This window comes from Nisaea denitrificans DSM 18348 (assembly GCF_000426505.1).
Taxonomy (GTDB): Bacteria; Pseudomonadota; Alphaproteobacteria; order Thalassobaculales; family Thalassobaculaceae; genus Nisaea; species Nisaea denitrificans.
This window is the reverse complement of the sequence record NZ_AUFM01000011.1, coordinates 908923-935200: the sequence shown is the minus strand read 5'-3', so window position 1 is coordinate 935200 and position 26278 is coordinate 908923. Positions and strand designations below refer to the sequence as shown.

At 59.2% G+C, this 26278-nt stretch carries 24 protein-coding genes; 18 read left to right on the top strand and 6 right to left on the bottom strand.

Going from position 1 to position 26278, the window contains the following annotated elements:
* Position 1: 1 nt before the first annotated feature.
* The 4 genes from K328_RS22640 to K328_RS0105280 all read right to left on the bottom strand — a co-directional run bounded on the left by K328_RS22640 (position 2) and on the right by K328_RS0105280 (position 3655).
* Entirely contained in the window at positions 2-568 is a 567-nt protein-coding gene (locus tag K328_RS22640) for a TRAP transporter small permease (protein ID WP_084608211.1), read from the bottom strand.
* Between the two features lie 116 nt (positions 569-684).
* Positions 685-1671, bottom strand: a complete 987-nt coding sequence (locus K328_RS0105290; protein ID WP_028465085.1) for a TRAP transporter substrate-binding protein — start codon at positions 1669-1671, stop codon at positions 685-687.
* 178 nt (positions 1672-1849) lie between these two features.
* Positions 1850-2776, bottom strand: a complete 927-nt coding sequence (gene kdgD / locus K328_RS0105285) for a 5-dehydro-4-deoxyglucarate dehydratase (RefSeq protein WP_205620581.1) — start codon at positions 2774-2776, stop codon at positions 1850-1852.
* A gap of 45 nt (positions 2777-2821) precedes the next feature.
* A complete protein-coding gene (locus tag K328_RS0105280; RefSeq protein WP_028465083.1) occupies positions 2822-3655 on the bottom strand; it encodes an NAD-dependent epimerase/dehydratase family protein in 834 nt (277 codons plus the stop codon).
* Between the two features lie 295 nt (positions 3656-3950).
* Between K328_RS0105280 and K328_RS0105275 the strand changes: the two genes are divergently transcribed.
* From K328_RS0105275 to K328_RS0105235, 9 genes are all read left to right on the top strand, one after another.
* A complete protein-coding gene (locus K328_RS0105275) occupies positions 3951-4928 on the top strand; it encodes a lytic murein transglycosylase (RefSeq protein WP_028465082.1) in 978 nt (325 codons plus the stop codon).
* 94 nt (positions 4929-5022) lie between these two features.
* Complete coding sequence (locus K328_RS0105270) at positions 5023-6003, top strand: septal ring lytic transglycosylase RlpA family protein (protein ID WP_028465081.1); 981 nt, start codon at positions 5023-5025, stop codon at positions 6001-6003.
* Positions 6004-6155: 152 nt separating this feature from the next.
* Positions 6156-7331 (top strand): D-alanyl-D-alanine carboxypeptidase family protein, encoded by a 1176-nt coding sequence (locus tag K328_RS0105265; RefSeq protein WP_084608105.1) that lies wholly within the window; start codon positions 6156-6158, stop codon positions 7329-7331.
* Positions 7324-7992: a dTMP kinase gene (tmk, locus tag K328_RS0105260; protein ID WP_036553455.1), complete on the top strand. Its 669-nt coding sequence runs from the start codon at positions 7324-7326 to the stop codon at positions 7990-7992. The genes K328_RS0105265 and tmk overlap by 8 nt, the downstream gene beginning before the upstream one ends.
* Positions 7989-9107, top strand: coding sequence for a DNA polymerase III subunit delta' (locus K328_RS0105255; protein WP_028465078.1), 1119 nt, complete (start codon positions 7989-7991; stop codon positions 9105-9107). The genes tmk and K328_RS0105255 overlap by 4 nt, the downstream gene beginning before the upstream one ends.
* Positions 9108-9207: 100 nt before the next feature.
* Positions 9208-10740 (top strand): methionine--tRNA ligase, encoded by a 1533-nt coding sequence (metG, locus tag K328_RS0105250; protein WP_028465077.1) that lies wholly within the window; start codon positions 9208-9210, stop codon positions 10738-10740.
* Complete coding sequence (locus tag K328_RS0105245; protein WP_028465076.1) at positions 10741-11559, top strand: TatD family hydrolase; 819 nt, start codon at positions 10741-10743, stop codon at positions 11557-11559.
* 8 nt (positions 11560-11567) lie between these two features.
* Positions 11568-12344 carry an MBL fold metallo-hydrolase gene (locus tag K328_RS0105240; RefSeq protein WP_028465075.1) on the top strand — a complete coding sequence of 259 codons (777 nt, stop codon included), beginning with the start codon at positions 11568-11570 and terminating at the stop codon, positions 12342-12344.
* A gap of 97 nt (positions 12345-12441) precedes the next feature.
* Entirely contained in the window at positions 12442-13089 is a 648-nt protein-coding gene (locus tag K328_RS0105235; protein ID WP_028465074.1) for a glutathione S-transferase family protein, read from the top strand.
* Positions 13090-13156: 67 nt separating this feature from the next.
* Here K328_RS0105235 and K328_RS0105230 read toward each other — a convergent pair whose 3' ends face one another.
* The gene (locus K328_RS0105230; protein WP_028465073.1) at positions 13157-13786 is read right to left on the bottom strand and encodes a hypothetical protein; all 630 of its coding nucleotides are present in this window, start codon (positions 13784-13786) and stop codon (positions 13157-13159) included.
* 43 nt (positions 13787-13829) lie between these two features.
* Here K328_RS0105230 and K328_RS0105225 point away from each other — a divergent pair, with 43 nt between their 5' ends.
* The gene (locus K328_RS0105225) at positions 13830-14081 is read left to right on the top strand and encodes a hypothetical protein (RefSeq protein WP_028465072.1); all 252 of its coding nucleotides are present in this window, start codon (positions 13830-13832) and stop codon (positions 14079-14081) included.
* Between the two features lie 17 nt (positions 14082-14098).
* Here the strand turns inward: K328_RS0105225 and K328_RS0105220 are convergent, their stop codons facing one another.
* Entirely contained in the window at positions 14099-15817 is a 1719-nt protein-coding gene (locus K328_RS0105220; protein WP_028465071.1) for an FAD-dependent oxidoreductase, read from the bottom strand.
* A gap of 307 nt (positions 15818-16124) precedes the next feature.
* Between K328_RS0105220 and K328_RS22635 the strand changes: the two genes are divergently transcribed.
* From K328_RS22635 to nirK, 8 genes are all read left to right on the top strand, one after another.
* Positions 16125-16910 carry an IclR family transcriptional regulator gene (locus K328_RS22635; RefSeq protein ID WP_169721174.1) on the top strand — a complete coding sequence of 262 codons (786 nt, stop codon included), beginning with the start codon at positions 16125-16127 and terminating at the stop codon, positions 16908-16910.
* A 232-nt stretch (positions 16911-17142) separates the two neighbouring features.
* The gene (locus K328_RS0105210; protein WP_028465070.1) at positions 17143-18414 is read left to right on the top strand and encodes an ABC transporter substrate-binding protein; all 1272 of its coding nucleotides are present in this window, start codon (positions 17143-17145) and stop codon (positions 18412-18414) included.
* An 87-nt stretch (positions 18415-18501) separates the two neighbouring features.
* On the top strand, positions 18502-19377 hold the full coding sequence (locus K328_RS0105205) for a branched-chain amino acid ABC transporter permease (protein ID WP_028465069.1): 876 nt from the start codon (positions 18502-18504) through the stop codon (positions 19375-19377).
* Positions 19374-21911, top strand: a complete 2538-nt coding sequence (locus K328_RS0105200) for a branched-chain amino acid ABC transporter ATP-binding protein/permease (RefSeq protein ID WP_051284526.1) — start codon at positions 19374-19376, stop codon at positions 21909-21911. Before K328_RS0105205 ends, K328_RS0105200 begins: the two co-directional genes overlap by 4 nt.
* A 54-nt stretch (positions 21912-21965) precedes the next feature.
* The gene (locus K328_RS0105195) at positions 21966-22673 is read left to right on the top strand and encodes an SDR family oxidoreductase (RefSeq protein ID WP_028465067.1); all 708 of its coding nucleotides are present in this window, start codon (positions 21966-21968) and stop codon (positions 22671-22673) included.
* A gap of 52 nt (positions 22674-22725) precedes the next feature.
* Positions 22726-24507 (top strand): thiamine pyrophosphate-binding protein, encoded by a 1782-nt coding sequence (locus tag K328_RS0105190; RefSeq protein ID WP_028465066.1) that lies wholly within the window; start codon positions 22726-22728, stop codon positions 24505-24507.
* Between the two features lie 37 nt (positions 24508-24544).
* Positions 24545-24904: a cupin domain-containing protein gene (locus K328_RS0105185; RefSeq protein WP_028465065.1), complete on the top strand. Its 360-nt coding sequence runs from the start codon at positions 24545-24547 to the stop codon at positions 24902-24904.
* A 223-nt stretch (positions 24905-25127) separates the two neighbouring features.
* On the top strand, positions 25128-26276 hold the full coding sequence (gene nirK, locus K328_RS0105180) for a copper-containing nitrite reductase (RefSeq protein ID WP_028465064.1): 1149 nt from the start codon (positions 25128-25130) through the stop codon (positions 26274-26276).
* The last annotated feature ends 2 nt before the right edge of the window (positions 26277-26278 follow it).

Sequence of the window (26278 nt, the reverse complement as noted above, 5' to 3'; positions counted from 1 at the left end):
ATCAGCGCGGAGAAGAAGAGGGTGGCTCGCGGTTCAGGAAGAACCGGATCAGATGACCTGTCGAATAGATCAGACATGCCGCTCCGCAGAAGGTCAGCGGTATCGCGCGGAGCCCTTCCGGAACATGGATGAGCGGGATCTGCGTGCTCCATTTGAACAGGACGAGCTTATAGGTCTGCACCATCATGACCGAGCCGAAGACCGCCATAATCAGGTGGACAAGGAAGTCCATCACGCGCTGCAGTGGGCGGGGCGCTATGTCGCGAAAAAACGAAACCCCGAGATGGGATCTTTCATGAATGCCGGTCGACGCACCGACAAAGCCGATCAGGGCGACCAGCAGCAGGGCGACTTGCTCGACCCAGGTCGGCGTTGCGTTCAGCACGTATCGGCCGAACACAAGCCAGCCGAACATCGCGGTCAGAAAGACCATGGCTGTCCCGGACACCCAAAGGCTGAGAAGGCAGAGTGTATCCAGTCCCCGGAAAAACTGCCGCAACATGGCGATCCCATTATGCTTTGTCGTACTGGCGCCGGCCTCGGGGCCGGCCTGATGTATGGAGTTCATCTGAAAACCCGGCTCGAAAAGTGCCAGACGCGGCACGCAGCTTGACGAATGTCAAAAAGAGCCGCCGGAATGACCCGCATCTGTGAGTCATTCCGGCGGCCACGGGACAGGAGTTTTTACTGCGTTGCCTGGATGGCAGCGACGAGCGGCTTCAGTTCCTGATTACTTTCCAGGAACTTCTCAAAAACGGGCTTCATGGCATCCTGGAATGCCGCCTTGTCAGCCACATCGTTGAACTTCACACCAGACTTCATCACCATTTGCCGGCTGGCGTCTGCCCGCTCCGCCCACAGCTCGCGCTGCAGTTCAGCGGACTCGCGTGCGGCGGCCTTTACTGCGGTTTTATCCGCGTCGGAGAGACCGTTATAGACGTCGGCATTGATGCAGACGCATTCCGGAATAATCAGGTGCTGGGACAGGGAGTAATAGCCAGCGACCTCGAAATGGCCGGTCGACTCATAGGAGGGCCAGTTGTTTTCGGCTCCGTCGACAACCCCGGTCTTCAGCGACTGATAGACTTCGGAGAAGGCCATCGGAGAAGGGTTACCGCCGAGTGCGGCAATCATCCCGGAATAAAGATCGTTATTCATCACCCGAACCTTCATGCCCTTGACGTCCTCGGGCTTATTGATCGGATGTTTAGAATTGTAGAAGGAGCGGGCGCCGGAATCGTACCAGGCAAGCGCGATCATGCCTTTTTTGGCCATACCGGCACTGATCTGATCGCCTGGCGCCCCGTCCATGGCTCGATGCATATGCTCCATGTCCTTGAAAATGAAGGGCAGGGAGACGACGTTGGCCTCCGGCGCGACGGGACCGATCGGTCCGAGATTGAAGTTCCCGATCTCAACGCCGCCGATGCGCAGCTGCTCGATCGCATCCGGCTGGTTTCCAAGGACGCCGGAATGGAACATTTTCAGCGTATGACGCCCGTCGGTCTTTTGCGCCAAGAGTTCGGCGAACTTGTCCATCGCGACCGTATTGGGATATCCGGGCTTGTGGATGTTCCAGCCTTTCCATTCAGCAGCTTCAACACTGCCGGAAACACCCGCCAGCAAAGCGACGGCAAGCGCGGTTGATCCGATTTTGTGGATGATCGACATTTTGTATTTCCTCCCTTTTTGGCCCGGCTGTGTGCCCGGGACCAATGCACCGCTGGTTTGTTTTTTCTTGTGCGGTGCGTGTTGCCGGAATGCGGCGCTTGATGCGCCGTCTATAATCCTTGGATAAGTATGCCTCCTTTTTGCAATTGGTCAATCTATCGAAGAATGAATCTTACTTCTAAGCGGCGGCGGCCATGCCGCAGGATTCGATAACCGCGGCAAGGTCTTCGACATCATTGTCTGTCGCTGCGGAAAGTGGGGGGCGGACCGCTCCGGCATCCCGGCCGACAGCGCGCAATCCTCCCTTGATCAGACTGACCGGATACCCTGGAACCCGGTCGCGTATATTCGCGAATGGGTAGAAGAATGATTTCAGGATGGCGTCCATTGCAGCGCGGTCACCGGACCGCATTGCCGCGTAGAACTTTAGGGCCAGTTCCGGCACAAAGTTGAACACTGCCGAGGAATAGGTACTGAACCCTGCGGCATCATAAGCTGCGGCGAATAACTCATGGGTCGGCATCCCGCCGACATAGACCAGCCGGTCCCCAAGCATGGTGCGGATCCGGGTGACGAGGTCGAGTTCGCCGACCCCGTCCTTGAAGCCGATCAGGTTAGGACACACTTCCGCCAAACGGGCGACGCTGTCGGCGGTGAGCACGGAGGTCGCGCGGTTGTAGACTACCACGCCGATTGAAACAGATTGGCAGACGGCTTTGACATGCGCGATTTGCCCGGCCTGGGTTCCTGCCATCAGATAAGTAGGCAACAGCAACAGGCCGTCAGCGCCCGCAGCTTCCGCGGCCCTTGCGTCGGCAATGGCTCGGACCGTATTCACGCCACATCCGGCAACGACCGGGGAGCGTCCGTCCGCTGCTTCAACAGCAGCGCGGATGATGGCCGGAAACTCGTCCTGACCAATGGAAAAATACTCTCCGGTTCCGCCGGCGGCAAACAGCGTCGCCGCATCGTAAGAGGCCAGCCAGGAAACATGATCCTGATAGGGGTTGGGCGCGAATTTCAGTTCGTTATCAAAATGCGTGACTGGAAAGGACAGAAGGCCGGTAGCCATGCGGGCCTTGAGCGCCTGGGGTGAAAGAGACACGGTAATTCTCCCGATACGGGTTGATAAGAGCGGCCGGTGAGCGGATCAGGACTCCGACTTCGCCCCTTGGACGGCAACGCGGCGCGGATCGCCCTGATATCCCTCGCTTGCGAACGGACCACCCTGGACCGCCAGGCCGACTTCGTCCCCCGGCTCCGGGACGCCGGAGCTGTCGACTTCGGCAGCCCAGACATCCGATGAGTCATTTGGCCGATAGCCCAGGCGTCGTGCCGTTTTGTTGTCCCACCAGGTGCGCGAATTGTCGGACATGCCGTAGACGATCTCATGGTGTAAGTCTGGCACCTCCAGCCCGATCCGGCAGAGTTGCGTCAGATCCCCTATGCTGACCCAGGACCCAAGAGTCCTCTGGGTTTCGGGCTTTTCGAAGCACCAGCCGATGCGGATGGAGAGGATGCCAAGGCCATAATTGTCTGCAAAATATTGTGACAGGCCCTCGCCGAAGACCTTGCTGAGCCCATACCGGCAATCGGGGCGAGGGCGCTCCGAGCCGTCCAGTATCTGGCCGCGCGGATAAAACCCGATCGCATGGTTCGAGCTGGCGAAAACAATACGTTTTACGCCAGCGTTATAGGCAGCTTCGAAGAGCCGGTATGCGCCGTCTATGTTCGTGCGGAGAATATCGTCCCACGCGTTCTCGACGGACAATCCGCCCAGATGAATGATCCCGTCGACGCCATCGACGATCCGCTCCAGATCCTCCGCCCGGGTGAGGTCGGCTACCGCGATCTCTTCGCCATCTCCCGCTGATCCGAGATCAACCATGTCGGATACGCGCAATATGGGGTAGGCGCCGGCGAGCGCCTGTCGCATGCGGCGACCGATGCCTCCCCCGGCACCAGTAAGCAGAATTCGTTTCATTGATCATCCCATAGGTATGACTAATTGTCATAATCAGGATATCTAGTGTGATTATTTTGTCTAGAATGAATTTTTACCGGATACGCCATGTCAGCCTGATACCGGGCTCACAGTTTTGCCTGTGCCGACCAGATTCGCAGCCGCGCGGTCAGGAGCGCACGAGATGTCTCTGAAACTGTCGTCTTGGATCAATGGCTTGCAGAGCGGCCCTGCACTTTCTTGCGAGCGTCTGCCCCCTATGCCACAACATGCGGTATTGCATTTGGCGACACAGGCTAGGCATTGGGCGCAGAACATGTTGAGAAAAATTCTGGTACTTGCAGGACTGCTTTCGGCAGTCACATTCACCTCAGCCTATGCCACCGCGACGCAACCATTCGAGGCCTGGGTCACGGAGCTGAAAGCGGAAGCGGAAAAGCAGGGGATCAGCCGGTCCATTCTGGATCAGGCCTTTGCCGGTGTCGCGCCGATCCCGCGCATCATAGAGCTCGATCGAAAGCAACCCGAATTCACCCTGACATTCGAACAGTACCTGACCCGCGTCGTACCGAATTCCCGGATCCAGAAAGGCCGTGCACTCCTTAAGGAAAACAAGGATCTGCTGGCCGAGGTTTCGAAGAAGTTCGGGGTACAGCCTCGCTTTATTGTCGCCCTTTGGGGCGTAGAGACTGATTTCGGCCGGATAACCGGCGGCTTCCCCGTCGTCGCGTCTCTGGCGACCCTGGCTTATGACGGGCGCCGCAGCGCCTTCTTCCGGAAGGAATTGCTGCTGGCACTGAAGATCCTGGAGCAGGGCCATATCGCGCACAGTGACATGAAAGGTTCCTGGGCCGGGGCCATGGGGCAGAGCCAGTTCATGCCTTCCAGTTTCCACAATTTCGCTATCGACTATGACGGCGACGGTCACAAGGATATCTGGGGCACCAAAGCCGATGTCTTTGGATCTATCGCCAATTATCTGTCCAAGTCCGGTTGGAACGACAGTGAGACCTGGGGCCGGCCCGTCGGCCTGCCTGCGACTTTCGACAAGTCTCTCGTTGATTCCAAAGTCACCAAGACGATGCGTGAATGGGAAGCGCTCGGCGTAACGCGGCGTAATGGCACTCCGTTGCCGAGCCGTAACCTGACCAGCCAGCTGATCGTTCCGGGAGACGGCGAACTCGCGCCGGCATATCTCGCCTATTCGAACTATGAGGTCATCCTGAAATGGAACCGCTCTAGCTACTTTGCGACGGCGGTCGGCACACTCGCGGAAGCTATCGGCCAGGAATAGTTCATCGCGAAATTGACTACGATATATGGTAGTATTGCGGTTGAATTTGTATATCCGTTGTAAGTCGGGCGCCGAACGGAACAAAAGGACAGACATGAAATCTCTCGCCACGATCTCGTTCATGACGCTTGCCCTGCTGTTGTCCGCCTGCGCGGAAACGGAGTTCGTGGTTCACACGGCCAAACAGGTCCAGAACGCCACGTCGGATGGCAGACCGCTTGGCCGCTACAAGGTCGGGTCTCCCTACGCGATCAATAACGTCTGGTACTATCCCCAGGTCGATTACGGATATGTCGAAACCGGTATCGCCTCCTGGTACGGACCGAACTTCCACAACAAAGACACCGCCAATGGTGAGGTGTTCGACCAGAACGCTGTCACAGCCGCGCACCGCACCTTGCCGATGCCGAGCGTTGTGCGGGTGACCAATCTGGAGAATGGCCGTGCGCTGGTTGTCCGGATCAATGATCGGGGGCCGTTCGCGCATGGCCGGATCATCGATCTTTCCCGCCGTTCCGCGCAACTTCTCGGATTTCAGCGTCAGGGCACAGCGAAGGTCCGTGTCGAAGTTTTGCCGGAGGAGAGCCGCCAGATCGCGGAAGCTTATCAGTCAGGCAAGCCGGTTCAGCTCGCCAGCTTGAATACGGCCCCGGTTCCGACACCGACTGCGGCCCCAAGTGTGGGAGTATCCAAAGGGAACGTATCGGAGATACCAGGCACTATCGTTCTGACACCGCCCCCGCCGCCGGTCGTCTCCATAACGCCAAGCCCCGCGGATCAGGGAAGTGCCGTTGATCTCGCCCGCCAGTCACGCAGCCAGACCGTCATTCAATCCCAGCCGGAACAGACCGAGATATTCGTTCAGGCCGGTGCTTTCACGAATGCGAACAATGCGGACAAGCTGACGCAAATTCTGGCCGATGTTGGCCCGGTCCGGATCGATCCGCGCCAGATAGAGGGCAAATACTTCTACCGCGTGCGCCTTGGCCCTCTGGAAAATGTAGAGGATGCGGACCGGATACTTGAGGCCATCATTGGCAGGGGATATCCCGGCGCGCGCGTGATCGTCGAATAGTGCGGGTTAACTGGCCGCTAAAAATTTTTGCGGGGCGGGCTTATGTCTCATTTCAATCAAATTTGTGCATTATGTACAAAACCGCTTGGGGCTGTTGAAGCCGAAAACCTGTTGGACCAAAACGTCTCGTCATTCGGACGGGTGGGGATCTCATGACGATAATAGCCGGCAAACTTAACGTGGCAGTCGGACATATGCGCCTTGTACTTGGCGGGGCCGGGTTGCTTGTGGCCTGCCTGCTTTGGGCGCCGCAGGCATCAGCGCTCGATACCAGTGCACGTGAAGCCATCCTGATCGACTACGACACCGGCACAGTCCTTTTTCAAAAGGATGCGGACAAGCCGATGCCGCCCGCCTCCATGACGAAGATCATGACGGTTTTCATGGCGTTCGAGCGCCTGAAGGACGGCAGGCTTTCCATGGACGACACTATTGCTATCAGCGAGAAGGCCTGGCGCAAGGGCGGCTCCAAAATGTTCGTGAAGGTGAATACCAGGGTTGCCGTGCATGACATTCTGCATGGCATTATCGTGCAAAGCGGCAATGACGCTGCCATCGCTCTGGCTGAAGCACTTGGCGGAACCGAAGAGGCATTCGCCGCTGAGATGACCAAGCGGGCGCATGAGATCGGATTGACCAACAGCACCTTCCGTAACGCGACTGGCTGGCCGGATCCGGAGCACCGGACGACGGCTCATGATCTTTCGCGTCTTGCCATCGAAACCATCCGCCGTTTCCCGGAATACTATCCGATCTATTCGGAAACGAAATTCACCTACAACAAGATCAAACAAGGCAACCGGAATCCGCTGCTCTACAAGAACATGGGCGCAGACGGGCTGAAGACAGGGCATACGGAAGCCGCCGGATACGGCCTTGCCGCGTCGGCCGTCCGGAACGGCAGACGTCTGATCCTGGTCGTAAACGGACTTGAAAGCGTGTCCGCGCGTTCCCGCGAAGGCGAGGCCTTGATCGATTGGGGCTTCCGCGAGTTCGAGAACTACAACCTGTTTGAGAAGGGCGCTGTCGTCGCGGACGCAGATGTCTGGCTGGGGAACTCCAAAACCGTTCCTCTTGTGACCGATAGCGATGTGCTTCTCACGCTCAAGCGGACCGCACGCCAGAAGATGAAAGTCAGCGTAGTCTATGAAGGGCCTATCCCGGCTCCGATCGCCGCCGGTACTCAACTGGCTACGCTGAAAGTCTCGGCCCCGGATATGGATGACGTGACGATACCGCTCTATGCCGGTGACGATGTCGAGCAGCTCGGCGTATTTGGTAAAGTCGGCGCCGCAGTCGAATACCTTGTCTGGGGCAGTGGTGGTTGATCGCGCTGCCCCCGAAAGAGGGCGCTTCATCACATTCGAAGGCGGAGAAGGGGCTGGCAAAAGCACCCAGATCCGCGTGCTGGCAGCGGCGCTGGAGAAAGCCGGGCAGGATGTCTGCCTGACACGCGAGCCCGGAGGCTCCGCCGGGGCGGAACAGATCCGGGAACTGCTTGTCACCGGCGATCCCCAGCGTTGGGACGCCATGACGGAGCTTCTGTTGCTCTACGCCGCCCGGAGGGACCACGTCCGGCGTCTGATCGAACCCGCGCTTGAAAAAGGCACCTGGGTGCTCTGTGACCGGTTCTCCGATTCCACTATGGCCTATCAGGGCTATGGCCATGGGCTGGACCGCGGGAAAATTGCGGATCTGCACAAGATCGTGCTCGGCGCCCTCAGCCCGGACCTGACAATCATCCTCGACCTCGACCCCAAGATCGGTCTTGCTCGGACCCGCATCACGGATGAGGCGCAACGGCGCGGCGCCGAGGATCGGTTCGAGCGCATGGAAATCGCGTTTCATCAGCGGATGCGGGATGGGTTTCGGGATATTGCTGCAGGAGAGCCGGAGCGCGTGGCCCTGGTCGACGCGGACTGCGATACAAACAGTGTTAGCGAAACCGTCGCCATGCTCGTCCGCGAACGGCTCGGCGCTTCTCTATGAGCGAAGAACGCCGCCTTTCCCTGCCGAGAGAAAACGATACGCTTATCGGTCATGCAGCTGCGGAAACGGCGATGTATGACGCTATTTCCTCTGGCCGGATTCCCCATGCCTGGATGATCACCGGGCCTGCCGGGATCGGTAAAGCAACCCTTGCCTACCGGTTCGCCCGCTATGTGCTGTCCGGCGGCGGCGGAGAAGATGAGGGGCCGGGCCTCTTCGGCGATGCGTTACCTCCGGCGGCAGCAAGCCTCAATGTGTCGCGTGACGATCCGGTATTCGCGCAGATCGCTGCCGGAAGTCACCCGGACATGCTGGTCGTCGAACGCGGCTACGACGAGAAACGCAAGAAGATGCGCGGCGAGATCGTAGTCGACGATGTGCGCAAGATCGGCAGCTTTCTGCGTCTGACCCCATCGCTTGGCGGCTGGCGCGTTGTCATTCTCGACTGCGCGGACGAGATGAATAGGAACGCGGCAAACGCGGTTCTGAAACTGCTGGAGGAGCCGCCGCGGCAGGCCCTCATTTTGCTTGTCAGCCACACGCCGGGGCGGTTGCTGCCGACGATCAGATCCCGTTGCCGGACAGTTCGTCTCGGCCCGCTCTCCGACAGCCAGATCGCCGAGTTGCTGGCTATCCACCAGCTGGAACTCTCGCCGGAAACCGCCGCTACACTGGTGGCCCTTTCCGAAGGCAGCATCGGCCGCGCTCTCGGACTTGCAGCAGAAGGCGGCATTTCCGCGCTCGAAGATATTTTCGGTGCACTTGGCTCCTATCCGCAACTTCAGGATCTCGCTCTGTTGGAGCTGGCAGACAGATGGACCAAGCCGGTCAAGGCGGAGGAAAGCGATCCTTTCTTAACGGGTATGAACCTGCTGGACTGGTGGCTCGGCCGCGTCGCGCGTGATGCGGCTGCAGGCCACGCCCCGGTCGATCGGGTGAAAGGCATGGGCGCCGCCGCCCTGAGGCTGACCGAAACCCTCGGTCCTGCCGGTATCGCGGAGCGCCGCACACGGATCGCATCTCTGCTGGGAAAAGGCATTGGCCTCAACCTTGAAAAGCGGCAGTTGCTGATGGATGTATTCTATTCTCTGGCCCCGGATCACGCCGCTTCCTGACGTTTCGTCTTGAAACTGACGGGTGCGGGCGGTACCTCATGACACAAAATTTCACAGACTGTCCGCCTGACTGGACAGCGTCCGCCGATCGGATACTTCCATGAGTGCGCATTATTACCTGACGACGCCGATCTATTACGTCAACGACAAGCCCCATATCGGCCATGCCTATACGACGCTTGCCTGCGACGCACTCGCCCGCTTCAAGCGTCTGGACGGCTATGAGGTCAAGTTCCTGACCGGCACCGACGAGCATGGGCAGAAGGTCGAGACAGCGGCAGAGAATGCCGGAATTGACCCACAGGAATTCACCGACCGGGTGTCGCAGAATTTCCGCGACCTTGCGGGCGCGATGAACTTTTCGAATGACGACTTCATCCGGACAACGGAAGAGCGCCACAAGAAGGCGTGCCAGACCATCTGGAACAAGTTGCTGGAGAAGGGGCACATCTATCTCGGCGCTTATGAAGGCTGGTATTCGGTTCGCGATGAGGCGTTCTTTACTGAAACAGAGGTCGTCGACGGCAAGGCACCGACAGGAGCACCCGTCGAGTGGGTCGAAGAGCCGAGCTATTTCTTTGACCTCTCCAAATGGCAGGAACCGCTCCTGAAGTATTATGAGGAGCATCCTGAGTTCATCGCTCCGCCCGCGCGACGCAACGAAGTCATGAGCTTCGTGAAGTCCGGGTTGCGTGACCTTTCGGTCTCGCGCACCAGCTTCAAGTGGGGCGTGCAGGTTCCGGGCGACGATGCGCACATTATGTATGTCTGGCTGGATGCGTTGACGAACTACATCACGGCCGCCGGATATCCGGATACCGACAGTGCCGAGTACAAGGCCTTCTGGCCAGCGGACCTGCACATGGTTGGCAAGGATATCCTGCGCTTCCACGCGGTCTATTGGCCGGCCTTTTTGATGGCCGCCGACCTGCCGCTGCCGAAACGTGTTTTCGCACACGGCTGGTGGACCAATGAGGGCCAGAAGATCTCCAAATCCGTCGGCAACGTGATTGACCCGTTGGAGCTGATCGAGAAATACGGACTCGACCAGGTGCGCTACTTCCTGCTGCGGGAAGTGCCGTTCGGCAATGATGGCGATTTCTCGCACACCGCCATGATCAACCGCATGAACAGCGAGTTGGCGAACGATTTCGGCAACCTGTCACAGCGCGTGCTGTCGATGATTGCCAAGAATTGCGGCGGCGCGGTGCCGGCGCACGGTGACTTCACAGACGCCGACAAGGTCCTGATGGATGCGGCCGCGGGCCTGCTCGGTACGCTCCGCCAGGCCTATGACGCACAGGCCTTCAACAAGGCACTCGATCAGGTCTGGCAAGTTGTCGGCGATGCCAACCGTTATGTCGACGAGATGGCTCCCTGGGGACTCAAAAAGACCGATCCGGACCGGATGACGACCGTGCTCTATGTGCTTGCCGATACCATCCGCGTGCTCGGCGTGCTGATGCAGCCGATCGTGCCCGACAGCGCCTCGACAATGCTGGATCAGCTCTCGCTTGGTGAGGAGGAGCGGAAATTCTCTGCCCTCGGAAACCGGCTCGTATCGGGTACGGAGCTGCCAAAGCCAAGCCCTGTATTCCCGCGCTATGTCGAACCGGAAACAGCGGAGGCCTGAGTGAACGCGCCGGCTATCGTCGACTCCCACTGCCATCTCGATTTCGAGACCTTCGAGGACGAACGGGACGAAATCATTGCCCGTGCCCGGGAGGCAGGTGTTTGCCGGATGGTGACGATCAGCACCCGGATCACGACCTTTCCGAAGATCCGCGCGATCGCGGAGCAATATGACGATGTTTTCTGCTCGGTCGGTATTCACCCGCACCAGTCGGGCGAGGAGCCGGAAGTTTCCGTCGAGGAACTGATCGAGCTTGCAGCGCACCCGAAAGTGGTCGGCATTGGCGAGTCCGGCTTTGATTACTTCTATGACAGCTCCCCGCGCGACGCGCAGCGCCGGAGTTTCACTACCCATATCAGGGCAGCTCAGGAAACCGGACTGCCGCTGATCGTCCATGCCCGCGATGCGGATGACGACACGGCCGAGCTGCTGGAAACGGAATATGCCCGGAAGCCCTACACGGGCGTCCTGCATTGCTTCAGCAGTGGCCGCCGGCTGGCCGAACGGGCGCTGGATATCGGCTTCTATGTCTCGCTGAGCGGCATCATCACCTTCAAGAATGCCGAGGATATCCGCTCAACGGTACGGGACCTGCCGCTGGACCGCCTGCTGGTCGAAACGGACTCTCCATACCTCGCGCCCGTACCAAAGCGCGGCAAGCGAAATGAGCCGGCTTACGTCGCCCATACCCATCAGGCGCTCGCCGAGTTGCGCGGCGTTTCAGTCGAGGAAATGGCAAAGCTGACGACGGAAAACTTCTTCCGTCTGTTCTCGCGGGTTTCCGTGCCTGAGGACTTCACCCTCACCGGCGGAGCCTGACCACCGTCATGAAGATCACCATGCTCGGATGCGGGCCGTCTTCCGGCGTTCCGATTGTCGGTGACGGATGGGGAGCATGTGATCCGTCAAACCCGAAAAACCGCAGACGGCGCCCGTCGATCCTGCTTGAAGAGGGCGGGACAAGTGTCCTCGTCGATACGACACCGGATCTCCACGATCAGCTTATCGATGCACAGGTCACGGATCTGGATGCGATCATCTACACACATAGCCACGCGGACCATGTGCACGGCATTGATGACATCCGTCCGCTCTGCTGGGGAACCGGTAAGCAGATCCCGACCTACATGGATGCCAAGACCCGCAAGGACCTCTTCCAGCGGTTCGGTTACATGTTCGAGAAAACGCCGGATAGCCCGCCACACTTTCGCTCACCACTGAAAGCGCTGCACATCTCCCCTGGCGATACTCTGGAGATCGGTCCGCTCTCGATTGAACTGTTGGAGCAGGATCACGGTCCAAGCGGCACGTCACTTGGACTGCTCGTCAACAATGTTTTCGCCTACTCGACCGATGTTGCGATCTTTACCGACGCCGAGCTCGAAAGACTGCGGAACATCCCCGTCTGGATCGTGGATTGTCTTCGTATCGGTCCGGCCCTAAGCCACGCTAACCTGGAGACTGCGCTCGGCTGGATCGAACGCGTAAAACCGGGCCAGGCATATTTCACCCACATGGCAGCCTCTCTCGACTACGAAGAAACACTCGCGAAATGCCCTCCAGGCGTCGAGCCGGGGTATGACGGGTTGGTGATCGAAATCTGAAAACGCTGGTTCCGTAATGGGTCGTGACCGGTCGATTGCGAATTGTCCGCTAAACCTTATTATGGTCGCGAAATCAGGGTGATACCGGGAGCGATCAATGCTGAAAGTCTGGGGACGGCGCAGTGCCTTCAACGTGCAGAAAGTCATGTGGTTGGTCGGCGAGTTAGGGCTGGAGCATACCCATACAGAAGCCGGTGGCGCGGCGGGAGGGCTGGATGATCCGGCGTTTCGCACCATGAACCCGCACGGCAAGGTTCCAGTGATTGACCATGACGGAACAATCGTCTGGGAATCCCATGCCATTCTGCGCTATCTCGCCGCTGTCTTTGGGGACGCAGCGCTCTGGCCGGATGACCCGGCTACACGATCGGAAGCCGACAGATGGATGGACTGGTCGCAGACCAGTCTTCAACCAGCATTTCTGACCGGGATATTCTGGGGAATTTTTCGTACGCCGGAAGCGCAGCGGGATTGGCCGTCTATCCGGGAAAAACAAAAACTTACGAGCCAATGCTTGACGCGTCTGGAGGAAGCATTGGACGGCCGTGACTTCCTGGGCGGCTCGAAATTTGGGCTGGCGGATATTCCGGCGGGTACAAATCTCTACCGGCTTTTCGGCATGGATCTGGAATGGCCTGCCGTGCCTCGGGTTGAGGCTTGGTATGAACGCTTGAAGGAACGGCCTGCTTACCGGGAGCACGTCATGATCCCATTTCAGGACCTGAAAGGCCGGACCAGTTTTTAAGTCGTCTAAAGGGCCGCTATTTCGTCACTATTTACAGACAGTTATTTATTGTTGTTCACCATCTGAATCATATCCTCCCGAGATCAAGCAAGCTCCAGTCGGCCGGTTTTCCCTCTGATTCAGCGCGCCTGCGCAGCATGCTCCTGAAACCGTTTCGCGCCAATTCGAGATCGAGACGCAGATCGAAGCGCTTCGATACCGTTTCAGCGACATCGAGCAAGGCTTCAAACCCTTCCATGCAGCGCGCTTCGTCACGCGCATTCTGGTTCGCCAGGATGAGCCAGCGTGGCTGCTGACTTTTCATTGCCTCAACGAATCCATCAGCACCTGCAGGTCCCGATGGATAGGGCAGAGGCGGGATCACCTCGCGGACATAGAACTCCATCCAGCGATCGAAATACCCGCGCAGCTCAAGAACTGGCTCGGCGCCCGAATCTGGCATTCCGGTACAATCCGGCCCATCCGAATCCAGCGAGGCAAAACGTTCGTAGAGAAGATCCTCGATAAAAACTTCCAGAAATTCATAGAGTGTGGTCGTCGAGCCTATTGCATGCAGCATGCCCGCGAGTTCCTTCGGGACGACCGTGATGTAATCTTCGCGCTGTGAGCTCTTGTGCGACCGGTTGTGCTCGCCCGCATGCCAGGTGATTACCCGACCAGGTTTCTTCAGAGCATCCTCAAGTGCTATTCTGCCCACATAGAGATCCAGATAATGACTGCGACCGAGGGACCGGAACGCGATGATAGACCCGAATTTGATCGGCGAGTTACAGAAAGATCACCAGAAGCTCCTTCTTACCAAGGAAGAAGCAGCGGATTTTCTTGGTGATCTCGCTGCACTGTGCCGACAGCACCATGTTCTGCTGCGGACATCGGACGGGATGATCCGGTTCTCCAAAAGCTTCGAGAAATCGGATACACGGACGACATTCAAGACCCTCGTCGATTCATCAGGTCGGGCGCCTGCAGCAAAAATAGCTCTGAAAGACTAAACGCAAGCCCTGATACGTCAGCCAGAATCGGGCGCTTTCTTCCCAGCAAGATGCATCGCCGCAAGATAACCAAACACGAGTGCGGGCCCGAGAGTGATGCCGGGACCGGGATAACAGCCGGACATGATCGAGTTCATGTCGTTTCCGCAAGCATAGAGGCCTGGGATTGGCGCGCCGTTCTCTGCGAGCACCCGGGCGTTTCCATCCGTGCCGAGCCCGCCTGCCGTCCCGAGATCGCCCGGTTGCAGTTTGACCGCGTAATAGGGAGGGGCGGTGAGCGGGCGCATGCAGGGATTGGGGCTGGTTTCCGCGTCGCCGACATATTTGTGATAGGCGTTCGCGCCGCGTCCGAAGAGGGTGTCGCTTCCAGTCTCTGCATCAGAGTTGTAGCGGGCAACGGTTTTCACAAGCGCAGTGGGATCAACGCCGATTTTTGCCGCAAGGCCGTTCAGGTCTGGTGCCTCGATGAGATATCCGCTTTTCAGGTAAGGCGCGCGCCGGGCAGTCATTGGTTTGACGGCGCCGAGGCCGTAACGCCAGAGCGAAATTGAATCGCAAATCAGGTGGCACGGCACTGCGCTCTGTCCCGTGTCGGTGCGCAGCATCGCCGTGACGAACTCATGATAAGAATTGGCTTCATTGGTGAAGCGGCGGCCATCAGAGGCCACGGCGAGCATGCCGGGCTTGCCACGGTCGGTCACCGTGTGGGGATAGACAGCCTCGGCGCCGTTACTCCGGCGGAAGGTCGAGACAGGAACCCAGAAGGCATTGCTCTCATTTCCGGCCGGCAATGAGCCGCCGGCAGTCCGGCCCAGAGCCAGGCCGTCACCTGTGGCGCCGGGCGCCACGGCGGATAGTGGACCGGCTCTTTCCGGAAGGTAGGTCTGGCGCATCTCCTGATTATGTGAGAACCCGCCGGTTGCGAGAATGACGCCCCTCCTGGCCCTCACAGTTACGGGACCGTCCGCGCCCGCTATTTCCACACCGCCGACACGGCCGCTTTCCATCAGCAGGCGCGTGACATCGCTTTCCAGAGCGACGGCAACGGAATGGTCCTTCAGGCTCTTTACCAGTCGTCCTGCGAGTGCATTCCCCAGCACGAGCGCGGCGCCCCGATGCAAGTTAAGCCGATGCAGGCCGTATTTAATCAGCAGCATTGCGACGCGGAGGGCCGAACGGGGAGAGCGGAACATGCGCCGGAAATGCGGAATGTCTGTACGGGAGACCATCATGCCGCCGAAAAGCGTGAATTCCGGCAGGGGATCCCGCAACAGCCGGAAGGCTTCACCAAGCGTGCGGCCATCGAAAGGCTGCGGCTCCAGAACCCGGCCCTTGAGCGTGGCGCCGGGTAGCTCCGGGTAATAATCCGGGTAGAAGGCGAGGGGGACGAGGTCGACTGCCGTATTGCGTCCCAGATAAGCAATAGCCTCGGGCGCGCGCTGCAGATAGGTCTGGCGGAGCTCTCCTCCTGGCAGGTCGCCGATCACGGCATCCAGATATGTCCGTGCATCTGCTACCGTATCTTCCTGCCCCTCCGTCTTTGCTGCGATAGTGTTTGGAGCCCAGACCATGCCACCCGAAATGGCTGTTGTGCCGCCCAGCCGGTTGGTTTTCTCCACAAGCAGAACAGACAGGCCTTCGTGTGCCGCCACAGCCGCCGCGGCCATGCCGCCGGCACCGGCCCCGAGTATAATGACATCGTAGTCCTGCTTAAGATCGGCATTCCCGATACTCACTGGAAGTCTCCATCCCCTGTCGCGCCGGTTATCGCTAAAACAGTCCCGTTCCGGTTTGTGATTTCATATTGCTAAAGATGCATGCGATATAAAGATATAAATTATGGATTCGCCTGAAGCGGCACCCATATTATTATGGCAAGAGGCGCCGCTTATGCCGAAGAAGCAGGGTTCCCGTTCCGGTCTGCTGCCGCTTGTCGATTGAAATTTAGCCGTTTTCATCGCAGACTCACCGGCCATGATGGCACGTTCGCAGCTTGGGATCTTCTTGCTGCAATACTGAATTTGGATGGTGGACGAACACTTGGTGGAAGCACGTAAAGCCGAAAAACCCAGCATTCAGTCGCTGGCACGGGCATTTTCCATTCTGGAATGTATCGGCCAATCCCCCGGAGGCATTCAGCTGTCAGAGCTGAGCAAGGCGGTTGAGCTGAACAACAGCACCGCGTTCCATCTGGTCAAGACGATGGTCCAGCTCGGCTATGTCCGCCAGGACGACAAGAGCAAGAAATACCATATCGGCCGACCGATGTTCCTGCTCGCCGCCGCTGCCCTGAACGATATCGAGCTCTACAATATCGTCAGCCCGATTCTCCACGATTTGGCCCGGGATACCGGGGAAACCTCGCATTTCGCGGTCTGGTCGGGAACCAATGTGGCCATCATGGCCCGCAAGGAAAGCACAAGCCCGCTCAGGCTAAGCGAGGGGCTGGGGACCATGCGTCCGGCCTATGCTACCGCCGTGGGAAAGGTTCTGCTTGCCCATCTCGGATCGGATCAGCTGGAGAGCTATTTCGAGGATGTCGTGTTGGAGCCTCATACGGCGGCAACCATCACGGACAGTCAGAGACTCGTGGCAGAGCTTAGTAAAATCCGCGAAAACGGCATTGCCTATGACGATGCGGAACTCTTTGCCGAAGTGCGCTGCGCGGCAGTTCCCGTGGTTGATTTTCGCAACAATCTGATCGGCGCCATCGGTATTTCCGGCCCGGTCTGGCGACTTTCTATCTCTGAGCTACAGGACAAGCAGGCAATCTTACGAGCCGCTGCCGACCGGGTAAGCGAAGCGCTCGGCGCGCCAGCCCTCCAGTAGCGCTTTCAAAACAGCCTCTATTTTGCCAAGTAGGCGGGCTATTGGCTCGTCGACTCCGGATTCTTTCGAGATTTCCTGGCTTTACGGACCGGACTTTGAATCCGGCCGCACGGCCTGACCTCCCGCTTTGATTGCCGCGTGCTGAAATTGTCAAAGTCCGAGTTGACAATGATGCGATATTATAAAAATTATATACAACAATAATAAATAATAAGCCTTGAGGGAGGTAATTATGGAAGAACGCGTGACAACGCGCGCCCACATTCAGGCGCCTGTAAGCCGTAGAACTGCTTTGAAGGTCGGAGGCGGGCTGGTTGCCAGTGCGGCAATCGGCAGCCCGTCAATTGTACGTGCCGCATCCGATGACATCATGATTGGCCACCTTACGCCGATGACCGGGTTTCTCGGCGCTCTCGGCGAATGGGCCGTACTGGGTATCCAGATGGCGGCCGAGGAAATCAACGCGGCGGGCGGCGTAATGGGCCGCAAGCTGGACGTGAAATCCGAGGATTCGATCAACCCGAACACTGCCGCGACCAAGGCCCAGCGCATGCTCGAGCGTGACGAGAAGGCCTTCCTGATGGGGGAAATCAGCTCCGCCTCGGCGCTCGCCATCTCCCAGGTCGCCGCGCGCAACAAGAAGATGTTCATGGCGCTCGGGCCGCGGTCGGACACCCTCCGTGGCAAAAACTGCAACCGCTACATGTTCTGCACCGATATTCCGAACACCGTGATGGTCAATGCGGTCGGCAATGCGCTGCTGCGTGACGGCATGGTGAAGGGCAAGAAGTTCCACACCCTGACGGCCGATTATGTGTTCGGTCACGATCTGTTGAGGGCGGCGAAGAGCTTCTTCGCGGCGAATGACGCGACCCTGTCCGGAGACGATCTGGTGGCGACCGACGTCACCGATTTCAGCCCGTATCTGCTGAAGATCCGGCAGTCACAGCCAGACGTGGTCTGCCTCAATCTCGCGGGCAACCAGGTAACGAATTTCGTCAAGCAGTATGCAGAATATGGCCTGCCGTTCCCCACTATCGGGTTCAACCTGAACACTGCAGATGCGTGGGCCGCCGGTCCGGGCAACCTCAGCGGCACCTGGCCGACCGTTTGGTACCACACGCTGCAGACACCTGCGTCGATGGCGTTCGTTGAGGCCTTCCAGAAGCGCTACGGCAAGCTGCCTGAGAACCATGCCTGGATCGAGTATGTGGCCCTGAAACTGGTCGCCCAGGCGATGGAAGAGACAAAGTCGACAGACTCCGAAAAGCTGATCCAGCATTTCGAGAAGGGTGCCAAGTTCGACATCATGAAGGGCAGGGAAGCCTATTTCCGGTCCTGGGATCATCAGCTTGTCCAGGAGGCCTATCCGTTCTCGGTGAAAGATGCCGGCTCGGCCAAGGACCAGTGGGATCTGATGACGCTCGGGACTGCCGTTCCGGGGGCAAACCAGCCGCTGGAGGCGATCTATCCGACGAGCGAACAAAATCCCTGCACGCTCTGAGACCTGCCTGGCGTGGTCCCCGAACGTCCCCGGGGCCACGCCGCTTTTTCGCATGCCCGATCCCGTAGTTAAGAGAACTGAACAGGAATGCAGCTCGTCTTCCTTCTGGAACAGCTCGTAAATGGCCTCGTCCTTGGTGGCTATTACCTGCTGATCGCACTCGGCCTGTCGCTGATCTTCAGCGTCGGCGGTGTGGTTAATCTGGCCCATGGCGCGTTCTACGCGCTCGGCGCCTATGTCTCGGTCGAAATTGCCAAATATGTCGGCTTCGCACCTGCTGTGGCTATCTCGCCGGTCCTCGTCGGGCTCCTCGGCATCCTGTTCGAGCGTTTCATCCTGAAGCGGTTTTACACCGCGGACCCGATCCTGGGATTGCTGGTGACCTTCGGCCTCGCCATGGTCGGCGAGGAAATGATCCGGATCATCTGGGGCGCGGCACCGCAACCGGCTTCAATGCCGGCACTGCTCAAGGGGCCGGTGATCGTCGGCGATTTCCTGTTTTCCAAATACCGCCTTCTTCTGCTGGCCGTGGTTGCCGTGGTCCTGGTCGGTATCTGGTACCTGCTGCAGAAGACGTCCTTCGGACGCGTTGTCCGGGCCGGGATCCAGGACCCGGACATGGTGGCGGCGCTGGGTATCCGGCTGCAGCCATATATGACCACCGTCGTGGTTCTGGGCGTCGGCATGGCCGCTCTGGGAGGTGCGCTGTTCGCCCCGATTGCGGTCGTTCACCCGGCGATGGGAGCGGAAATCATAACCGTCGCCTTCGTCGTCGTCGTTATCGGCGGGCTTGGCAGTTTCTGGGGCGTTGTCGCCGCCGCGCTGCTGGTCGGCGTGGTGCGCGGCATCACCATCCATTTCGTGCCCGCCGCCGGTGAGGCCTCGATGTACGTCCTGATGTTCCTGATCCTGATGTTCCGTCCGCGCGGCCTGCTTGGCGAGCGCATGGAGAAGTTCGAATGACCTCCGCGCTCCTGAAAACGAAGCACGCGCCGCTCTGGATTGGCGCACTGGCATTGCTTCTGTTGCCGGCCATCATGTCGCTGCTGGGTCAAACAACCAGCACGGCGGCATTTCTTGTCACGCTGACGATCGCGGCCATGGGGCTGAATGTCCTTGTTGGCTATACCGGGCTGGTGTCCTTCGGGCATGGCGCCTGGTTCGGTATCGGCGCCTATGCCGCAGCGCTCAGCCAGCGACACTGGTTCCCGGACCAGATCCTGATCCCGATCCTGTTCGCCATGCTTTTCGTTGCTGTCGCGGCGGCAATCGTCGGTGTCCTGATGTTGCGCCGGAAGGGGGTTTACTTCGCCCTGATGACGCTGGCGCTTGCCGCGTTGACATACACAATCTCCTTCCGCTGGACCGAGGTGACAGGTGGTGAGGACGGGCTTGGCGGCCTGCAGCGGGGCACTCTCGGTCCTCTCAATCTGGACGACCAGCTTTCCTACTATGCCGTCGTCGCCGTAATCGGCTTTCTGGTGCTTTATGGGCTGCACCGGGTTGCCCGCTCACCCTTCGGCCATGTCCTGGTGGCGATCCGAGAGAACGAACAGCGTGCTACATTCCAGGGATATCCTGTTGATCGCTACAAGCTGGCCGCTTTTGTCCTCTCGGCCGCAGTTACAGCGCTGGCGGGAGCGCTGACCGGTTTTCAGCACTACATCGTGTCGGCGGAATCCACCTCCATCATCTTCTCCGGCGAATTGCTGGCGATGGTGGTGATCGGCGGGATGCGTCATATCCTCGGCCCGGCCATCGGTGTCGCGTTTTACATCCTGTTCCGCGAGATGCTCTCTATCTGGACTGTGCACTGGCTGTTCTGGTTCGGCATCGTCTTCGTCAGTTTCGTCATCTATTCGCCGAACGGCCTTGTAGGCATTTGGGAGCGTATGCGCCGTCACTGGCACAAGGCACCTTCCGAAGCGGCCGCGATGAGCAAGCGGAAGCTGTACGACAATCTCGCGCTGCCAGCGTTTCTCCGGCCCGAACGCACCGGCGGCACCGTTCTGCAGGTCGAGGGCGTCTCGAAGCACTTCGGCGGTATCCGGGCTGTGGAACATGCCGGACTGGAAGTCTCTGCAGGCGAAATTCACGCGCTGATCGGCCCGAACGGCGCCGGCAAGACGACTCTCTTCAATCTGGTTTCCGGCATGTTCACGCCGGATAGGGGAGTGATCCGGTTGCGGGGAGAGGAAATCCAGTCCCTCTCACCGGATGCTATCTGCCGCCGGGGGCTGGCCCGGTCTTTCCAGATCACCAATCTGTTCCACGATCTTACGATACGGGAAAACCTCCGTCTGTCCTTGCAGGCCCGACATGAAAGCCGCTTCAATCCTTGGCAAGATGTTGACATCGATCCGGAAATCAACGCCGAGACCGACGAGCTGATCCGCTATCTCGGGCTCGACGGAATTCAGGAAACCAAGGGTGGTGATCTTTCCTATGGCGGCCAGAGACTGGTCGATCTTGGTATCGCGCTCGCCTCAAAGCCGGGAATGCTATTGCTCGATGAGCCCCTTGCAGGTCTCGCTGCGGCAGAGCGGGAGAGGGTGTCCAACCTGATCGAGAATGTTTCAAAGGAGGTCCCGGTTCTGATCGTCGAGCATGACATCGACCGTGTGCTTGCCTTCTCGAAGCATGTGACAGTGATGAACCAGGGCGAGGTGTTGATGTCCGGCGGGCCTGAGGCCGTGCGCACGGATAGCCGGGTTCAGGAAGTCTATACCGGCTCCGGAACCCCGGTCGTGACTGGCCGGAAGACAGATGCTGCAGGCGAGGCGGCCCCGGTACTGACAATCGACAAGGTGAATACCTTCTACGGCAAGAGCCATATCCTGAACGATGTCGGGCTGGACGTAAAAGAGGGCGAGATTGTCGCCTTGCTCGGACGCAACGGTGCCGGCAAGTCGACAATGCTGAAGACGCTTGCCGGTCTTGTTCCGGCCGCCTCCGGCAGCGTTACATTCGGCGACCGGGAGCTGGTCGGTATGCCCGCTTATCAGGCCGCGCGGCTTGGTATTGGGTATGTCCCGCAAGGGCGCGGGCTCTTCGCCGGGATGACCGTTGCCGAAAATCTCGAGCTTGGCCGGTTGGCACGGGCGGCATCGGATGATCGCGGTGTCGTCTGGACCGAAGAGCAGATCTTTGATTTCTTCCCGGTCCTGAAAGAACGCCTCGACACGCCCGCCGATTATCTGTCGGGTGGCGAGCAGCAGATGCTGGCGGTTGCCCGGGCACTGTCCGGAGATGTTCGCCTGCTGTTGCTAGACGAGCCTTTCGAGGGACTGGCGCCCGCGATCATCCAGGATCTCTTCGCCGTGTTCGACCGGCTTCGCCTCAGCCTTCCAGTGGTAATCGTTGAGCACAATCTGGATCTGGTGCTGGCCCTGGCCGACCGGGTCTTCGTGCTCGACCGCGGCGCTGTTATCCATACCGGGCCCGCAAAGGCTCTGCTTGACGACCTGGACTATCGCAAGGAGATCCTGTGGCTCTAATCCGCGTCACATGTAGTTGAATTCCATTCTCTATCCAGAAACACGAGGACCATCATGACAAAGAAAATCGCAATCGTATTCGGCGGCTCACGCGGGATCGGAAAAGCCTGCGTCGATGCTCTCGCGGCGGACGGTTTTGACGTCGCACTGACCTATACAAGTACCGCCCCGGAAACCGCCGGATCGGTGCGGGCCTACAAGGCTGACATCACAAATCCGGCGGATGTCACCCGGGTAATCGCGGATGCGAGCAAGGATTTCGGCGGGGCGCCGACCTGTATCGTCGCCAATGCCGGCATCAACGTGCCACCGGCACCGATGGCTAATTTCGACCCGGAGAATTTCCGCCGTCTCGTCGAGGTAAATATCGTCGGCGCCTTCAACGTACTCCAGGAAGCCGCCAAGTCGGTGACGGACGGCGGCACAATCATCGCGCTGACCACGTCGCTTGTGCGTTTCGCAGCGCCGGGCCTCGGTCCGTATAGCGCCACCAAAGCGGCCGTCGAATGTCTCGTCCGGTCCATGTCGAAAGAACTGGCCGGGCGCGGTGTCCGGGTGAACGCCGTGGCTCCCGGGCCGGTTGATACTGACCTGTTCCGTTCCGGCAAGGACGAGGCGGCAATCCAGCGCTCCGCCGGCATGAGTCCGCTGAACAGGGTCGGCCAGCCGGAAGAGGTCGGAGACGTCGTGGCCTTCCTGGCCTCCGATAAATCCTCCTGGATTGACGGCCAGATCGTGCAGACAAACGGCGGCATGGTCTAAGGCCGGAATTTTCCTGAGAACGACTTGAGACAACCTGGAACGGGAGAGCGCCATGGCGCTGCGTAAAGGCGCGGAGATCATCGCGGAACATCTGATCAACGAGAAGATCCCGTATATCTTCGGAATCTGTGGCCACGGCACCGTGGGCATGCTGGATGCGCTGTACAATGTGCAGGACGAGATCAAGCTGATCTCGCCCCGGCACGAGCAGACAGCGGCGCATATGGCGGATGCCTATTTCCGGGTCAAGCACGAGCCGGTCGCGACCTTGACCTCCTGCGGTCCTGGCTCGGCCAACCTGATCATGGCGACAGCGGTAGCGCAGACGGACAGCTCCGCTTTCCTGGCGATCACGGCAAACGTGCCAACCTCGCAGTTCAACCGCAGCCCGTTCCAGGAACTGAACCGGCACAATCAGGCCGACTTCGCCAATGTCATGCGGCCGGTCGTGAAACGCAGCTTCCAGCCGACCCGGGTCGACATGCTGCCGCTGGCCCTGCGCCAGGCGACGACGACAATGCTGAGCGGGCGGCCGGGACCGGTCAATCTGGACGTGCCATTCAACGTCTTCCAGGAAGAGGCGGACGTTACTCCCGAGGCGCCGTCGGGCGGCCATCTGGCCCGCCGCAACGGAGCGGCACCGGAAGATGTCGCGGCAGCGGTCGATATGCTGCTGGCGGCCGAAAAGCCGGTCCTGTTCATCGGCCACGGCGTGACGCTTTCTGAAGCGAGCGCTGAGCTGACGGAGCTCGCGCGCCGGTTCTCCATTCCCGTCATCAGCTCGCCGAACGGCATGGGCTGCTTTGATATGGAAGACCCGCTCTCGCTCGGCTTTATCGGCCGGAACGGGGCCTATCAGGCAAACCAGGCGGGCAGGCACGCCGACCTCGTGATTGCCGTCGGCGCACGCTTCGACGACCGGTCCTCGTCGTCCTGGACACCCGGTTACTCATGGAATTTCCCGGACACGAAACTGATCCATGCCGATGTCGACCATGATGAAATCGGCCGCAATTATCCGCCGGATCTTGGCGTCCTGGCCGATGCCAAAACGTTCCTGACCCAGCTGCTGGCGGAACTTGACCAGCGTGGCGCATCCGAAGACGGACGTATGGCGCCGTGGCTGGCGGATATTGCCGGTTGGGCCAAGGCATGGGACGACTTCACTCGGCCGAATTTCGACGTGCATGCCAGCCCGATGCGCCCCGAGCGCGTGGTGGCGGATTGCGCGGCCGTGTTGCCGGACGATGCGATCATCTCCCTCGATTCCGGCGTGCATCACAACTGGTATATGCAGTTCTGGAAAGCGCGGCGGCCGCAATCCATGCTGAACACCTGGGGGTTCTCCGGCATGGGATTCGGGCCGAGCGGCATTCTCGGCGCCAAACTGGCGGCACCGGACAGGCCCTGTATCTCGATCTGTGGCGACGGCGGTTTCACCATGGTGCCGCACGTGCTCTGCACCGCCGCCGAATACAACATTCCGGTCGTCTGGGTGGTCTGGAACAACTTCTGCTGGAGCGCCATCCGCGACATCCAGTACGGATTGTTCGACGGCCGCGAGATCGCTACGGGCTTCTACGAGACCGGCAACAACAACCGGCCCTACAACCCGGACTTCGCCGCCTGGGCACGGGCCGCGGGCGTTGAGGGGGTTACGGTTTCGAAATCGGAAGATTTCAAGGGCGCGCTGGAACATGCAGTCGCTTCCAACAAACCGTATCTGATCGATGTACATGTCGATGCGGAAATCCGCCCGCCGGCAACCGGAACCTGGGCATTGCCGCCGATCCCGCACAAGGAGCCGGTCTTCGGCGAGCCGTATCACCCGTAATCGTCAAGCAAGCGCGGAAACCAAGGAGACCAGATTCATGAGCAAGGCTTTCATCCGCAACATTGCCGAGGTCGAGTGGAAGGAATTCCCTGGCCACTTCGGCGGCGCGCTGTCCAAGCCGCTGGTCGCGGCCGACACGTCCGACGCCAAACAGCTCGACCACCGGATTTCCTGCTACCAGCCGATGGCCTATGTCGAACGGCATACCCACAAGGTGCAGGAGCAGGTCTATCACGTACTCGAAGGCGAGGGTCTGATGGAGATCGCCGGCAAGAAGCAGGTCGTCCGGCGCCATGACGTGATCTTCATCCCGCCGGGGATCGAGCACGGCATTCAGAATTCGGGGCTGACTGATCTCGTTTTCCTCGTCATCACCACGCCGATGACGGACGATTAACGCTCCGAGAAAAGAGCCGGTGAGATTCTCATAACGGAATCTTCGTAACATCAAAGCTTTGCGCCAACCGATCGTATTGATTGGCGCAAAGCTATCTCGGGTTCAGTGACCCTCACATTCTCCGACAGAAAAAATAGCCCGACATTGTGCTGGCACAACGTAGCACTGGGCATGCATCGCTAAATCATCCTTGAACAGATTTGAAGCTCGAAAGGAAAAAGCGATGTTGACGCGTAGAGCCGCATTAATCGGTGCCGCAGGACTTGCAGCGACCCCCTTGGCTATTAAAGCCGCACAGGGCGAAGAGATCATGGACACATCGATGGCCCCTCCGGCCGACCTGTCGTCCCTCAAGCGCATCAAGCACAAGCTGGTTAAGCCGCCATTCGTCCATGCGCACGATCAGATTGCGCCTGCCGAACCGCGTATCGTCGAGTTCGAAATGCAGATCGTCGAAAAAGAAATGCAGATCGCCGATGACGCATATCTGCAAGCGATGACTTTCAACGGGTCAGTTCCCGGCCCGCTGATGGTGGTTCATGAGGGTGATTACGTTGAACTCACAATGTACAACAGTCCGAACAACACGATGCAGCACAACATCGACTTCCACTCGGCAACCGGTGCGCTGGGTGGCGGGTCTCTGACGTTGGTCAATCCAGGTGAAAAGACAGTGCTGCGCTGGAAAGCGACGCGGCCGGGTACCTTCGTTTATCACTGCGCGCCGGGCGGCCCGATGATCCCGTGGCACGTCGTCTCCGGTATGTCGGGCGCCGTCATGGTGCTGCCGCGCAAGGGTTTGTCGGATCACAATGGCAAGCCGGTCAGCTATGACCGCGTCTACTATATCGGCGAGAACGATTTCTACGTTCCGAAGGACGAGAACGGTGAGTACAAACGCTTCGCGGATGTCGGCGACAGCTATTCCGACACTCTAGAGGTAATGAACGGCCTTATTCCCACCCACGTTGTCTTCAATGGCAAGGTTGGAGCCCTCACAGGCGACAATGCTTTGAAAGCAAGCCAAGGCGAGCGGGTGCTGTTCGTCCATAGTCAGGCCAACCGCGACAGCCGTCCACACCTTATCGGCGGACATGGCGATCTGGTTTGGGAGCACGGCAAATTCAACAATGCTCCCGACCGTGATCTCGAAACCTGGTTCATCCGGGGCGGCTCGGCGGGTGCCGCGCTCTACGAATTCCTGCAGCCCGGCGTCTACGCCTATGTGAACCACAACCTGATCGAGGCCGTGAACCTTGGTGCGACCGCTCACGTTCTGGTCGAAGGCAAGTGGAACAACGACCTGATGGAACAGGTTGTCGCTCCGACGGAATACAACGCCGCTCATGAAGGCAAAACAGCGCTGCCCTGAGT

What these genes read in the sequence shown, in the direction of transcription:
- K328_RS0105275 (WP_028465082.1), top strand. Translation starts at nt 3,951, where the DNA reads ATGTTGAGAAAAATTCTGGTACTTGCAGGACTGCTTTCGGCAGTCACA.
- nirK (WP_028465064.1), top strand. Translation starts at nt 25,128, where the DNA reads ATGTTGACGCGTAGAGCCGCATTAATCGGTGCCGCAGGACTTGCAGCG.
- K328_RS0105205 (WP_028465069.1), top strand. Translation starts at nt 18,502, where the DNA reads ATGCAGCTCGTCTTCCTTCTGGAACAGCTCGTAAATGGCCTCGTCCTT.
- K328_RS0105190 (WP_028465066.1), top strand. Translation starts at nt 22,726, where the DNA reads ATGGCGCTGCGTAAAGGCGCGGAGATCATCGCGGAACATCTGATCAAC.
- K328_RS0105290 (WP_028465085.1), bottom strand. Translation starts at nt 1,671, where the DNA reads ATGTCGATCATCCACAAAATCGGATCAACCGCGCTTGCCGTCGCTTTG.
- K328_RS0105240 (WP_028465075.1), top strand. Translation starts at nt 11,568, where the DNA reads ATGAAGATCACCATGCTCGGATGCGGGCCGTCTTCCGGCGTTCCGATT.
- K328_RS0105235 (WP_028465074.1), top strand. Translation starts at nt 12,442, where the DNA reads ATGCTGAAAGTCTGGGGACGGCGCAGTGCCTTCAACGTGCAGAAAGTC.
- K328_RS0105185 (WP_028465065.1), top strand. Translation starts at nt 24,545, where the DNA reads ATGAGCAAGGCTTTCATCCGCAACATTGCCGAGGTCGAGTGGAAGGAA.
- K328_RS22640 (WP_084608211.1), bottom strand. Translation starts at nt 568, where the DNA reads ATGAACTCCATACATCAGGCCGGCCCCGAGGCCGGCGCCAGTACGACA.
- K328_RS0105255 (WP_028465078.1), top strand. Translation starts at nt 7,989, where the DNA reads ATGAGCGAAGAACGCCGCCTTTCCCTGCCGAGAGAAAACGATACGCTT.
- K328_RS0105200 (WP_051284526.1), top strand. Translation starts at nt 19,374, where the DNA reads ATGACCTCCGCGCTCCTGAAAACGAAGCACGCGCCGCTCTGGATTGGC.
- K328_RS0105195 (WP_028465067.1), top strand. Translation starts at nt 21,966, where the DNA reads ATGACAAAGAAAATCGCAATCGTATTCGGCGGCTCACGCGGGATCGGA.
- K328_RS0105270 (WP_028465081.1), top strand. Translation starts at nt 5,023, where the DNA reads ATGAAATCTCTCGCCACGATCTCGTTCATGACGCTTGCCCTGCTGTTG.
- K328_RS0105225 (WP_028465072.1), top strand. Translation starts at nt 13,830, where the DNA reads ATGATAGACCCGAATTTGATCGGCGAGTTACAGAAAGATCACCAGAAG.
- K328_RS0105210 (WP_028465070.1), top strand. Translation starts at nt 17,143, where the DNA reads ATGGAAGAACGCGTGACAACGCGCGCCCACATTCAGGCGCCTGTAAGC.
- K328_RS0105280 (WP_028465083.1), bottom strand. Translation starts at nt 3,655, where the DNA reads ATGAAACGAATTCTGCTTACTGGTGCCGGGGGAGGCATCGGTCGCCGC.
- K328_RS0105265 (WP_084608105.1), top strand. Translation starts at nt 6,156, where the DNA reads ATGACGATAATAGCCGGCAAACTTAACGTGGCAGTCGGACATATGCGC.
- metG (WP_028465077.1), top strand. Translation starts at nt 9,208, where the DNA reads ATGAGTGCGCATTATTACCTGACGACGCCGATCTATTACGTCAACGAC.